Source organism: Streptomyces sp. TRD_SC_5, assembly GCF_056836825.1.
In genome coordinates, this window is record NZ_JBWZZS010000001.1 from 5,739,779 (window position 1) to 5,753,472 (window position 13,694).

A 13,694-nucleotide genomic window follows, 5' to 3' on the forward strand; every position below is an offset into this window, starting at 1 on the left:
ACCGCAGTCGGCCGCCCGGGGCCGTGGATACCTCGTTCCCGACCGCGCACAGTGGGGAAAGTCACGGAACGGGGAGGGCAGGAGCGCCGGTCAGGGGGAGCGGCGGCGCTGATGAACCGCCGAGGCCCCGTGCACTTGGCGAGATTCGCACGCTCCGCTCACAGGGTGGGGCTGCCCGACACCAGGGGCGCGACCGTGCGGTCTCCGAAGGCCGTCCACGGCTGCCACCCGCCATTGGGCCGGGCCTGGACGCGAGTTCGCATCCGGCCCGCGGCGGTGACCGCGAAAACGTGCAGCCGCCCGGCGGCGTCGGGCGCCGCCGTGGGCGTGGCGACGAGCCGGACGCCGGGCTCGCCGAACTCCGCGCCGGGGTGCGTATCCCCGCCGGGGGCGACCTGCCAGCGGTGGCCGAGCCGGGCGCCGCCGGGTGTCAGGGAGAACGCCTCCAGCCGGCCGTCGGCGTTGACGGCGAACGCCGGGGCGGCGGCGCTCCAGCCGAACAGCGGCAGCCACTCGCCCCAGCCGCCGCTCGGCACGGTCTGCCGCCGGACGAAGGTGCCCACGCCCGACGGTCCGATCGCGGCGACGGTGAGCCGGCCGATGCCGTCCCTGGCCACCCGGGGCGCGGCGCCGGCCGCGGTGCCGAACCGGTGCCATGACGCGGTCCAGGGGCCGCCCGGCGCTTCCTGCCAGCGGTGGTCGATGCCCGAGCCGCCGGGAGCGAGGGTGAAGACCTCCAGCCGGCCGTCGGCGTTCGCCGCGACCACCGGTGGCGCGCCCGCCGCCCCGCCGAATCCGGGCTCCCACGGGTCCCAGGCCCGGGACCCGGCCGTCCTCTGCCGTCGCCGCGCGACGGAGGCGCCACCGGGGCTCAGGGCGAAGACCTCCAGCCGGCCTTTGGCGTCGCGGGCGACGGCGGGGGCGGCACCGGCCGGGCCGCCGAACTCCTCCCAGTCGTACCAGCCGCCGTCCGGCCGCTGCACCCGATGGTGCAGGTTGACGCCGCCCGGGGCGAGCGAGAACACCTCTAGCCTGTTGTCGGTGGTGCGGCCCAGCGTGGGAACCGCACCGGCGGGCCCCCCGAAGGGCTCCCACTCCGACCAGCTGTCCGTGCGCGGGTCGAGCTGGACACGCCGCAGCATCGCGCGGTCGGTGGCGTCGAGTGCGAACACCGTCAGGCGGTCGTCCACGTCGAGAGCGGCCACCGGGTTGTCGGGGCTCTGCCACGGCGGTGGCGTGTCCTGCCAGGTCAGGGGCGCCATGTACAGCCCGTTGCGGAACCAGCCCGCGGCGCTGGCGTACCAGCTCTCCCCATCGTGGACCACCTCGACGGCGTGACCGGGCACATGCCCCGCGTATCCGGCGAGCTCGAAACGGAACGGGTTTTGCGACGCGAGGACGTCGGTGCCCTCGTAGCCGTTGCGCGGGCCGATGAACAGGTAGTACCAGCCGTCTCGTTCGACGACGTACGGCGACTCGGTGACCGAGACGGTCGCGTCCGTGCTTGCGTCGGTGAACGCGACGCCCGGGTCGCTCCAGTGCAGCAGGTCGGCGGAACGCCGGTAGGCCACGACATGGCGGCCGCCCCGGCCGGAGAGTTCGGTGTAGTACATGACCCACTCACCGCCCAATCGCAGCACCATCGGGTCACGCGCCGCGAGCCCCCGGAACAGCGGGCCGGACGGCTCGCGGGTCCAGGTGAACAGGTCGGTCGACGTGGCGAGGTTGACTGCCGCGCCATTCGCGCCGCCCGCGGCGTAGAACATCCAGAACCTGCCGCCCGCCTCGACGACGTGGGGCGCCCACAGGTGTTCCTCACCGAAGTAGGACGGGTCGACGGTGAGCGCGTCGGGGTGGCTGGTCCACGGCCCGTGCGGGCTCGGCGCGGAGGCGTGGGCGAAGGAGATCTCCTCCGCGCTGTCCGGGGATTCGCCGCGCGGCGCGCTGTTGCCGACGATGCCGAACAGGTGCCAACGGCCCTGAGCCTCGATCAGCGTGTGGTCGTTGAGATACCGGGGGCCCGCGGAGGTGGACGGGTCGTAGACGTACGTGAAGGGTCCCGCGCCGACCCGTTGAGGGGGCGGGGCGTCCTCGGAGGCCGCGGCGCCGGCCGGGCCGGCGCCCAGGAACGGGAACGGGAGGGCGCCGGCGCCGGCCGCACCGCGCAGCAGGCTCCGTCTGCTGATCGGAAGCATGAGTTCCTTCACAGGGGTCAGTCGACCGCGGGGCCGGCGGAGTTGTTGAGCCAGATCCAGCCGGACCAGGTGGCGAAGCCGGTCTGCCATTTGTGGAAGGTGCCGGTGTTGCTGGTACCGAAGACCTCGATGCGGCCGTCGGCGTTGGCGGCGGCGGTGACCTCGGTGCCGCCGGTGCCGAAGGACGCCCAGTCGCTGTAAGGGGCGTTCACGGCGGTCTGCCAGATGTGCATGGCGGTGGTGCCGTTCATGGCGAAGACTTCGACGCGGCCGTCGGGGGTGCGCTCACTGGTGAGCTGTGAGTCGGCGGGGCCGCCCACCGGTTCCCACTCCGACCAACTGGACGGGCTGGTTTGGTACCTGTGGAAGACGCCGACCGGGCCGGAGGCGAAGACCTCCAGGCGGCCGTCGGCGTTGTGGTCGACCGTTAGGTCCCGGCCCCCTTCGCCGAATCCGGTCCACGAGGACCAGCCGCCGTTGGGGGCGCTCTGGTACCGGTGCTGGAAGGTGGCGCCATTGAGAGCGAAGACCTCCAGGCGTCCGTCGGGTGTCTTCCCCATCTCCACCCGGCTGTCGGCGGGGCCACCGCCTGCGGATTCCCATTCCGACCAGCCCCCGTTCGGGGTGACTTGATACCGGTGGAAGAGCCCGGCCGGGCCCGAGGCGTAGACCTCGATGCGGCCGTCGGCGTTGACGCCGGCCGCGGTGTCCCGGCCGCCAAGGCCAAAGGACTCCCATCCCGACCAGCCGCCGGCCGGGCTCGACTGCCAGCGGTGCTGGAAGGTGCTCCCGTTGATGGCGAACAGTTCCAAGCGGCCGTCGGCGTTCGGCGCGAGGGCGAGTTCGGCGTTGCCGGGCCCGCCGAGCGATTCCCATTCCGACCAGTCCCCGTTGGCCTCCTGCTGCCAGGCGTGGTGAATGCCGTCGGCTGCGGCGGCGAACACCTCAAGGCGCCCGTCCGCCGACCGGGCCGACACGACCCGGCCCGACTCCGATGGATACACCGGCGGTTTGGGCCGCGGGCCGGTGCCCGGGGTGCAGGGCAGGATCACGCCACGCTCCGCGAGGTAGACCTCGGGGTCGATGCCGTAGGAGGTGGACCGGTCTTCCCAGATCCGCAGATGCAGGTGGGGGCCGGTGGAGTTCCCCTCGGAGCCCATCAGGGCGATCTGCTGGCCGGCCGCGACGCGGTCGCCGACGGAGACGTCCCGCCGCACCATGTGCCCGTATTCGGAGATCCTCCCGTCGGGGTGCAGGATCCGGATCCACTGGCCGTAGTCGCCGGTGTACCCGGAGATGGTCACCTCGCCGTCGCCGACGGCGTAGATCGGCGTTCCGACGGCGCTGGCGATGTCGACGCCGTTGTGGCGGCTGTGGAAGTGCTGGGAGACCATACCGGTGGCCGGGCAGGCCGCGGTGGCGGCGACGGCGGTGGTCCGGGCGGCCGCGGCCGGAGCCGCGGGCAGCAGCGTCGGCAGCAGCAGGGCGGCTGTCAATGCGAGAACCCAGGTCAGTGCGTGTCGGGAAGGCCCTGGAAGCACGAGTCCTCCTCCCCTTGGCAGTCGGGGTGAGTGGGATGGACGGTTGGGGTCGTGCGGACGGGCGGTACGGAAGCTAGCAACAGCGCGGGCCCGAAAGACCCCGGAAGGTTACGGACTGACAGGCGCGATCACGTCGGCTAACCGTCCGTTGTCGCTGGTCATCGAGATTTCATCGGTTCTCCTTAGCGTGGCCGCGTTCAGACGACGGCCCGTACGACAGGGGGAAGGACTGCGATGGCACGCAGGAGATACAGAGCGAGGCTGCCGATGGCGGTCATGGCCGCTGTGGCGGTGATGAGCTCGCTGGCGGCCACCGGGTCGGCGGCCACGGGCGTGGCCGCCGACGACGGACCGGGGCCTGACAAGCCGATGATCCGCTACACCGAGTACGGAATTCCGCACATCATCGCCTCGAACTGGGAGGGGCTGGGAACGGGCTACGGATACGCGGCGGCCAAGGACAACATCTGCACCCTGGCCGACACCTATCTGATGGTCAACGCCCAGAGGTCCCGCCACCTGGGGCCCGACGGCAGGGCAAGTCCCGGCCAGAACCAGAACACCACCACCAACCTCAACAGCGACCTGTACTTCCAGCGCATCAAGGACAACGGGGTGGTGGAGCGGCTCCTCGACAAGCCCGCTCCCGACGGACCGGAGCCGGAGGTCAAGGAAGCCATTCGCGGCTATGTCCAGGGATACAACAGGTACCTGACCGAGACCGGCGTGAACAACATCAGCGACCCGGCCTGCCGCGGTGCGGCCTGGGTGCGGCCCATCACGGAGCTGGACGTCTACCGCCACGCGCATGCTGAAATCATCATGGGCAGCGCCGACGCGCTGCTGGACGGCCAGGTGAACGCCGCACCCCCGGGGGCCTCGCCCGCCGCGCAGCCGGCGTCCTCACCCGCGAAGACCGCCGCGAAGATCCGCGACGCGATGGCGGTGAGCCGTGAACAGAGCATGGGCAGCAACGCGTTGGCGGTCGGCTCACAGGGTGTGTCCGGTGGCACCAGCATGCTGCTGGCCAACCCGCACTTCCCGTGGCAGGGCAAGAACCGGATGTGGCAGAGCCAGCTGACGATCCCGGGCAAGACCAACGTCTCCGGGGCCAGTCTCCTGGGATTCCCCGCGGTCAACATCGGCTACAACGAGAACGTGGCCTGGAGCCATACGATCGCCACGGTGGCCCCGTTCGGGCTGTTCGACGTACAGGTGGATCCGCTGAACCCCACCAAATACCTGGTGGACGGCGCCTGGGAGCAGATGTCCTCGCAGCGGGTCGGGGTCGACGTGCGGCAGCCGGACGGCTCCCTGTCCAGGGTCACCAGGACGTTGTGGTCCACCCGCTACGGCCCGATCACCACATCGATGCAGGGCGTCCCGCTGCCGTGGGTGGTCAGCGCGCACGCGGTACGCGATGTGAACATGGACAATCTGCGGGCGCTGAACAGCTGGTTCCGGCTCAACCAGGCCACGGACGTCCATGACGTGGTGAACACCCTGGAGACCACGCAGGGCGTCCCCTTCTTCAACACTGTCGCCTCCGACCGCAAGGGCAACGCGCTGTACGCGGGCATCCAGGCCACCCCGAACATCACCGACGAGCACGCGCGATCATGCCTCACGCAGACCGGTCAGCTGCTGTTCAACCAGTCACTGCGGCTGCCGAATGTGCCACCGATCTCCATCCTCGACGGCAAACGCAGCGCGTGCGACTGGCCCGAGGACCCGAACGCGGCCGCGCCGGGCCTGCTGGACCCGCACAAGCAACCGCGCCTGATCCGGTCCGACTTCGTGGGCAACGCCAACGACAGTGCCTGGCTGGCCAATCCCGAGGAGCCGCTGGCCTTCCCGCGGGTGATGGGTGACACCTCGGCGCCCCGGTCGCTGCGTACCCAGGAGCTCATCCTGACCGCGCAGAACCGCATCAGCGGCACCGACGGTCTGCCGGGCAAGGGCTTCACACCGGAGACCATGGGGAAGTTGCTGTTCGCCGACAACAGCAGGGCGGCCGACCTGGCCCTCAACGCCACGGTGGCGATGTGTCAGAACGCTCCGTTCGGGCTCATCCTGGTGGACGGCAACCTGGTCAACGTGAGCGAGGCATGTCCGATCCTGGCGGCCTGGAAGAGCCACGACTACACGGCGGACAGCCGGGGGTCCTGGCTCTTTGCGAACTATTGGTCCCTCCTGCTCAATGGCCAGGGGGTGGAAAAGCTGCCGTGGCGGGTGCCTTTCGATGCCAAGGATCCGGTGCACACGCCCAATTCGCTGGACTCCGGCAGCTCCGCCGTCCGTGAGGCGTTCGGTCGAGCCGTCCTCGCACTGCGCAAGGCGGGCATTCCACTCAACGCCCCACTGTCGGACATCCAGAAGGTCACCCGCGGCGGTGAGCAGATCCCGATCCACGGCTCGATCAGCCAACTCGGTGTGCTGAACGTGATCACTCCCGGCCAGGTCGACGGAAAACTGGACATCGTCTACGGATCAAGCTTCGTCCAGCAGGTGCGGTTCACCGCCGACGGTCCGCCGCAGGCGTCCTCCGTCATGGCCTACTCCCAGTCGGCCAATCCGAATTCGTCGCACTACGCCGACCAGACCAAGTTGTTCTCGGCCGGCACGTGGGTGACCGAGCGGTTCACGGAGGACCAGATCGCGGCTTCACCGGAATTGCGGACCAAGGTTTTGAACTGAGAATGCAGACAACCTCACAAAGGGGAACGCAGTGACAAGAAGAGCGCATTGGCGGCGACTTGCGGTGGCGTGGATGCTCGCCGCCGTGGCGGTGGTCGCGCCGACGGGTTCGGTACAGGCCGCCGACAAAGACACCAGGCCGCCGCCGATGGCGAACGGCTTCGGCCTGACCCAGGTCGGCGCGGCGACGGGAAGTGCCACTAACTTCTACCTGACCGTGACCACACCCGAGGTCGCGGGCGAGCAGCACATCAAGATAATTCTGCCGAGCGGCTACTACGACGCTCCGGACCGGCGCTACCCGGTGCTGTACTTCCTGCACGGTTCGCCTGACGATCCGGTTCAGCAGACCTATCCGGCGCTGTCGATGTCCGATCAGATGATCACCGTCATCCCGGACGGCGGCGCTCGGGGCTGGTACGCCAACTGGCTCAACCAGAAGACCGCGGCCGGTGCGCAGAACTGGGAGAACTTCCACCTCAAGCAGGTGGTTCCGTTCATCGACGCGAATCTGCGGACCATCGCCACCAAGAAGGCCAGGGCTATCGCCGGCATCTCCATGGGCGGCTTCGGCGCCTTCCGCTACGCCCAGGTCCGTCCCGACCTGTTCAGCCACACCGCGTCCCTGTCAGGAGACATCGACATGTCGGCCAGGTCCATGGACCTCCGGCTGGCCGTCGTCGCCACCCTCATCGACGCGGAGGGCGCGGCCTGCGGCTCGGCGTCCGGATTCTGCGACCCCAAGAACTCTTCCTACAAGCCCGCTGTGGACAGTGACGCCGCGTTCGGTTCGCCCTACCCGGTGTTCAACGCGGACTGGCGCTGGAACGAGGTCGACCCGTCACAGCACATGGACAGACTGGCCAAGGGCGGAGTGAAGGTCTCCGTCTACGTGGGCGACGGAGGCGGCTCGCCCCTCGAGCCGGAGTTCTGGGTCGCGGGCGCGGCCAAGAATGTCAAGGCCGCCATGGACGCTCTGCGCATGTCCTACTACTACGTCAACTACGGTGACGGGGCCGGATGGGGCACCCAGTGCAACGGCGGCCACAACGCAGGCTGCTGGGAACAGGACCTGCGGGACCTGATCCCCAGGCTGGAAAGGGAATTCGCCGCCTGACGGCAAGGGCCCGCCGTCGTCCCGCCCGCCGCCGGCGCGGTCTGCGGGACGACGGCGGGAGCGCGTTCCGGAGCTTTCATTCCCGGATCGGGGCCCCAGCCACGACGACGGCTAGGTGATCGCGGGGCCGGCATCGTTCAGCCAGGCCCATTCCGACCAGGTGGCGAAGCCGGTCTGCCACCGGTGATAGACACCGGCGGGGCTGGTGCCGAACACTTCGATGCGGCCGTCGGCGTTGTTGCTCGCGCCGACCGACGTGCCGCCGCCACCAAAGTTCTCCCACTGCGACAACCCCGCGTTCGGGCCGGTCTGCCAGGCATGGCTCGCGGTGGTGCCGTTGATCGCGAACACTTCCACCCGCCCGTCAACCGTCCGCGACGTGGCCAGCTCGGCCTGGGGGATCCCGCCGGTGTCGGCCCACGCGGACCATGAGGTCGGGCTGGTCTGCCAGCGATGGAACACCCCCTCGGCGTTGGAGGCGAACACCTCGAGTCTGCCGTCCTGGTTGTAGCTGGCGGTGACGGCACGTCCTCCGGTGCCGAAGTTCTCCCAGGAGGACCAACCACCGTTGACACCGGTCTGGTTGAGGTGCTCGAACGTCGAGTCGGACAGCGCGAAGACCTCGAGCCGTCCGTCGGGCGCGTTCTCCATGGCGAGTCGCGCGTTGACCGGGCCGCCGCGGGTGCCTTCCCAGCCCGCCCATCCGCCGCTGGGCGCGGTCTGCCAGCGGTGGAACACCCCTTCGGCGTTGGAGGCGAACACTTCGATCCGGCCGTCGGCGTTGTTGCCCGCCGCCAGTCGGTGCCCCCCGGTTCCGAAGTTCTCCCAGGCGGACCACCCGGCACTGGGCCCGGTCTGCCACATGTGATCGAACGTACTGTCCGACAGCGCGAACACCTCCAGTCGGCCGTCCGCGTTGGACGCCACCGCCAGCTGGGCGTTGCGCGGACCGCCCGCGAGCCGCCACGGGGACCAAGCGCCGTTCACCGCGGTCTGCCACGAGTGGTACACGCCGTCGGAGCCGGCGGCGAACGCCTCGAGGCGTCCGTCCACGGAACGCCCGGACACGACCCGGCCGGAACCGTACGGGTGCTTGGGACCGCTGCTCGTACCGGCCCACAGCGCGTTGGCGATCAGTGTGGCGTCGCCCGCCTCGATCCCGTACAGGTGGCGCAGGTCCTCTCGCGGTTGCTGCACGCGCCAGCACACCTCGCCGATCGGCGCGTTGTTCCACGAGCCGCCCGGATACACCTTGTCCGCCGCGTTGAAGAAGGCGTTGGTGGCGTAGGCCGGGTTCAGGCGCTGCTCGCGACTGCCCCACCAGTCCTGCTGCTGGAACAGTCCGATGCTGGTGTGGTCGACGGCCTGGGAGTAGTTGTTCATGCTGGTTTCCACGATGATCGTGGCGATGGCGATCGCCGCCGCCTTCGGGCTGAGCCCGCGGTCCTTCACCGCCTGTGTGACCATCCGCGCGCAGGACATCTTGTACGCGTTGAGATAGCCGGCCATCTTCGCATTGAGTTGCGGGTTGAGCTGGTCGGCCATGATGCCGTCGGTGGCCGAGGGACCGGCCGGATCACATGGCGCGGTCGGAATGGCCAAGCCTTGTGGACCACTGAAGTACCGGGAGACGCCGTACCGGTCGTCGCCCGGCCGCGGATCAGGGCCGGGTCGGGCGACGGCGACCGAGGCGGTCATCCCGATGACCAGCGCCCAGATACCGGCCACCCAGGCCAGTCTGGTCAATACGCGGTATAAACCGGTTCTTTCCATAGTGTGCCCCTCCGTCGAGAACTCCGGTCGTTGGCGGCCGACAGTGGAGGGCACCGATGAAATACGGATGGAATCGGACCCCTCGCGTTGCATCGGGGCGCGTTTCATCGGGATGTCATCGGCCACTGCCAGTGTCGTGACGCACAGGCACACCACATGGGGAGGATCGAATGCGAGCGAAGAGGATGACGGCCGCGTTGGCCGGACTTCTGCTGACGGCAGGGCTGTCGGTGACACAGGCGTCCACGGCGCAAGCCGCCACGGCTCCGTGCGAGGGCACCTACACGATCGTCGTCGGCGGCACGGGAAGCTCGTGGCACAACGACAACTTCACCGGCGACATCCAGCAGCACGTCGGGTACCCCACCCAGATTCCCAACGGCGCGAGCGCCCGGGCAGGCGTCAATGAGCTGAACCGGCTGGTGCGCGACCAACGCGCCGCGTGCCCGGGCCAGCATGTCAAGATGGGTGGGTACTCCTTGGGCGCCGCGGTGGTGCACATCTGGGTCACCGAGAACTGGCAGACCTTCGACAACGTCAACGCCATTCTCATCGCGGACCCCAAGCGCCAGGCCGGACCCGGTGCCAACGGGGGATCCGTGCCGTTCGGCGGCATCATTGGCGCTCCGCTCGCCGGCGCCGACAAGTTCTTCGGCGACGTACCGGTCAAGACGATCTGCCACTGGGACTACGTCTGCGACGAGTCCGCCGGCATCTGGACGTACCCGGGCAACCACATGAACAACTACCCCCACGACTTCAACATGGATCACCACAACGACAGCGCCAACGAACAGTGGTACAACGGCGCCTGGCATCCCGGCTCCTGGTGATCAGGAGACGGTGGAGGAGCCGGCCCAGGGGTTGAGGCCGAGGCCGGCTTCGTCACCGCAGAGAATCATCTGGTGCGCCCGCCGCAGCATCCGGCTCGGGGGAACCCCGAGGTCGTCGGCGAGATGGCGGCGGGCGCGCTCGAACACCGTCAGGGCATCGGCCTGGCGTCCGTTGCGGTACAGCGCCTGCATCAGCATCGCGGCCAACGGCTCGTTGAGGGGGTGCGCCGCCGACAGGGCGAACAGCTCGGCGATCGCCTCCGCATCCTGGCCAAGGCGCAGCTGCCACTGCAACTTGCGCTGCACGATGGCAATCCTGCGCTCGGTCAGCCGTAGCCTTTCCAGTTCGGCGAGCGGCCCTGGCAAACCGGCCAGGGGCTCCCCGCGAAACTGCCCCAGCGCCAGGGCGCAGAGACGGACCGCCTCAAGCGGTTCACCCGCCCGATCGGCCTTCCCGATACGGGTGACCAGCTCCTCCACGCGTGCCACGTCCACGTCCACCGCGCCGGGGACCAGCTGGTATCCGCGGAGACCGCGTGCGATGACCGAGTCCGGGCCGTCCCCGGCGCGCAGGGCCTTGCGCAACCGGTAGATGTACACCGGCACGACGTTCGCGACCGGAGGCTCCATTCCCCATACGTCATCGAGTAGTTCCTGCTGGCTGAGGGACCGCCCAGCGCCCAGTGCCAGGGCCGCCAGGACGGCCTGCTGGCGCAGATGCCCCAGGTTGAGAGACCGCCCGTCCCGCCCCGCCTGCAGCGGCCCGAGCAGGGAGACCTGCACCTTCGGTCCCGCCGCTCGCACGGCGAGGGCCCGTGGAACCGGCCTCACCGACCGTGTGCGGGGGCCGCGTCCGGGGGCGACCAGACCGCAGTCGAAGGCGTGCACGATGGCGGCGGCCCGGTCGCGCAGACCGAGCTTCACCAGGATGCGCGCGAGGTGCTCGGCCACGGCGTCCTCGGAGAGGGCGAGCGCGGCGGCGATCTCGTCGTCCCGCAGGCCGCAGCCCACCGCGGAGAGCACTCGGCGTTCCTGATGCCTGAGCACGGCGGCGGTAGGGCGGTCGGTGGTGGTGGTCGTCGGCATCGCAGCTCCCCGGGCTCCGGACGGGTCGGTCTTGCGGGCGCCGTCGACAAGGTAGTGGGGGGAGCGCCGGGCCTGGCATCCGGAACGATCCGGAGTGACACACGCGTCCGCATGTCATCCTCAGGCGCGCGTCGGCTGGTGGCGGGCCTGGGGCGTCCGCACAGTGGGTGAGTGTGAGAGCGCGTGAGACGACGCCGCGTCCGGCCGGACCAGGGTCGGGCGCTGAGGCCACGCCTGACTCGGCCGGGACGTTGCTCTGGTTCGTGACGCTCGTTTGACGCTCCGGCCCACGGAAGAACCCTTCAGTGGAACCATAAGTGGCCCCTGAACTGGCTTTATGCTTGCTTCTGCTTCCTGTGGCATCTTTCCGATGACGCACCACGTGGAGTGCGTGGCGATCCTTGAACCAGCCGCAAAGAGCGCCTGACCCGCAGGTTCGGGTGGTGTGCGTAATGTGCGGTGTGGGCGTTACGGGCGATATCTTGACGCTGAAATGACGCCCGCGACGCTCAATCTGACGGAGTGTCATGTGGCCGAAGCTGCAGGTCACGCAACACGCCAAGCCCGGTTGGCAGGTTACTAGCCTGGGCGTTTGGTCGGAAGCGTCGCCGTGTCTCAGGCGGAAGAAGTTGGTTAGACCTGTCGGTCCACTCTGGGTTGCGGCTCTGGGGGCGACGGGTGACTCACGTGAACTTGGTGCGACTTCCTGCCCCGCGCGGGAGCACGTGGCACCGCCGCCATCGATGCGATCTTCGGCGTAGCCTCGGGCCGGTCGGTGTCGGGCCCGGACAGCGGCTCGTAGGAGCCCGCCCTCAGGTCCAAAGCCCCAGAGAAGTCCCACGGGTGCCGCCGCGCCCTCTCCTGATCTGCTTCCTTGCAGGTCAGACTGGGTGCGGCGGCCTTCGTCGGTCAGATGTCGCGGAAGATCTCGATCTGCGCGCCCACCGAGTTGAGGCGCTCCGCCAGGTCCTCGTAACCCCGGTTGATGACATAGACGTTGCGCAGTACGGACGTACCTTCGGCCGCCATCATCGCCAGCAGGACGACCACGGCGGGCCGCAGCGCCGGCGGGCACATCATCTCGGCGGCGCGCCACCGGGTCGGGCCCTCGACCAGTACGCGGTGCGGGTCCAGGAGCTGGAGGCGGCCGCCGAGGCGGTTGAGGTCCGTCAGGTAGATCGCGCGGTTGTCGTACACCCAGTCGTGGATCAGTGTCTGGCCCTGGGCGACCGCCGCGATCGCCGCGAAGAACGGCACGTTGTCGATGTTCAGCCCGGGGAAGGGCATCGGGTGGATCTTGTCGATCGGCGCCTCGAGCTTCGAGGGCCGTACGGTCAGGTCCACCAGCCGCGTACGCCCGTTGTCCGCCTCGTACTCGCCCGTCCGGTCGTGGTCGAGCCCCATCTCCTCCAGCACCGCGAGCTCGATCTCCAGGAACTCGATCGGCACCCGGCGGATCGTCAGCTCCGAGCCCGTCACCACGGCCGCCGCGAGCAGGCTCATCGCCTCGACCGGGTCCTCGGACGGCGAGTAGTCGACGTCCACGTCGATGTTCGGTACGCCGTGCACGGTCAGCGTGGTCGTCCCGACCCCGTCGACCCGTACGCCCAGCGCCTCCAGGAAGAAGCAGAGGTCCTGGACCATGTAGTTGGACGAGGCGTTGCGGATGACGCTCACACCGTCGTGGCGGGCCGCCGCGAGCAGCGCGTTCTCGGTCACCGTGTCGCCGCGCTCGGTCAGCACGATCGGACGGGCGGGCCCGGTCGAGGGCTCCACCACCGCGTGGTAGATGCCCTCGGTCGCGGTGATGTCCAGCCCGAAGCGGCGCAGCGCGATCATGTGCGGCTCGATGGTGCGCGTGCCGAGGTCGCAGCCGCCCGCGTAGGGGAGTTTGAAATGGTCCATGCGGTGCAGCAGCGGGCCGAGGAACATGATGATGCTCCGCGTCCGGCGGGCCGCCTCGGCGTCCATCGACTCCATGTCCAGCTGCGCGGGCGGGACGATCTCCAGGTCCTTCCCGTCGTTGATCCAACGGGTGCGTACGCCGATGGAGTTGAGCACCTCCAGCAGGCGGTAGACCTCCTCGATGCGCGCGACGCGCCGCAGCACGGTGCGGCCCTTGTTGAGCAGCGAGGCGCAAAGCAGCGCCACGCAGGCGTTCTTGCTCGTCTTCACGTCGATCGAGCCGGAAAGACGCCGTCCACCGACCACACGTAGATGCATCGGTCCCGCGTACCCCAGTGAGACGATTTCACTGTCGAGAGCTTCGCCGATGCGCGCGATCATCTCAAGGCTGATGTTCTGGTTCCCGCGCTCGATGCGGTTGACGGCACTCTGGCTGGTGCCCAGCGCCTCGGCGAGCTGAGTCTGCGTCCAGCCCCGGTGCTGACGGGCGTCACGGATGAGCTTGCCGATGCGTACGAGGTAGTCGTCTGCCATAGCGGCAGGTTAT

8 protein-coding genes are annotated in these 13,694 nt (G+C 69.2%); 3 read left to right on the forward strand and 5 right to left on the reverse strand.

Features of this window, described 5'->3' with window-relative positions:
- Positions 1-158: 158 nt before the first annotated feature.
- Together AC1P0E_RS26380 and AC1P0E_RS26385 are read right to left on the reverse strand one after the other, a co-directional pair.
- On the reverse strand, positions 159-2,195 hold the full coding sequence (locus tag AC1P0E_RS26380; RefSeq protein WP_482744591.1) for a DUF8189 domain-containing protein: 2,037 nt from the start codon (positions 2,193-2,195) through the stop codon (positions 159-161).
- A 17-nt stretch (positions 2,196-2,212) separates the two neighbouring features.
- Positions 2,213-3,736, reverse strand: coding sequence for a DUF8189 domain-containing protein (locus tag AC1P0E_RS26385; RefSeq protein WP_482744592.1), 1,524 nt, complete (start codon positions 3,734-3,736; stop codon positions 2,213-2,215).
- Positions 3,737-3,970: 234 nt separating this feature from the next.
- Here AC1P0E_RS26385 and AC1P0E_RS26390 point away from each other — a divergent pair, with 234 nt between their 5' ends.
- On the forward strand, positions 3,971-6,433 hold the full coding sequence (locus AC1P0E_RS26390; RefSeq protein WP_482744593.1) for a penicillin acylase family protein: 2,463 nt from the start codon (positions 3,971-3,973) through the stop codon (positions 6,431-6,433).
- Between the two features lie 73 nt (positions 6,434-6,506).
- Complete coding sequence (locus AC1P0E_RS26395) at positions 6,507-7,550, forward strand: alpha/beta hydrolase (protein ID WP_482744594.1); 1,044 nt, start codon at positions 6,507-6,509, stop codon at positions 7,548-7,550.
- 111 nt (positions 7,551-7,661) lie between these two features.
- Here AC1P0E_RS26395 and AC1P0E_RS26400 read toward each other — a convergent pair whose 3' ends face one another.
- Complete coding sequence (locus tag AC1P0E_RS26400; protein ID WP_482745905.1) at positions 7,662-9,323, reverse strand: PLL family lectin; 1,662 nt, start codon at positions 9,321-9,323, stop codon at positions 7,662-7,664.
- A gap of 170 nt (positions 9,324-9,493) precedes the next feature.
- Between AC1P0E_RS26400 and AC1P0E_RS26405 the strand changes: the two genes are divergently transcribed.
- Entirely contained in the window at positions 9,494-10,156 is a 663-nt protein-coding gene (locus AC1P0E_RS26405; RefSeq protein WP_482744595.1) for a cutinase family protein, read from the forward strand.
- Here AC1P0E_RS26405 and AC1P0E_RS26410 read toward each other — a convergent pair whose 3' ends face one another.
- Positions 10,157-11,242, reverse strand: a complete 1,086-nt coding sequence (locus AC1P0E_RS26410) for an AfsR/SARP family transcriptional regulator (protein ID WP_482744596.1) — start codon at positions 11,240-11,242, stop codon at positions 10,157-10,159.
- Positions 11,243-12,151: 909 nt separating this feature from the next.
- Positions 12,152-13,681 (reverse strand): helix-turn-helix domain-containing protein, encoded by a 1,530-nt coding sequence (locus tag AC1P0E_RS26415; RefSeq protein WP_482744597.1) that lies wholly within the window; start codon positions 13,679-13,681, stop codon positions 12,152-12,154.
- Positions 13,682-13,694: the final 13 nt, after the last annotated feature.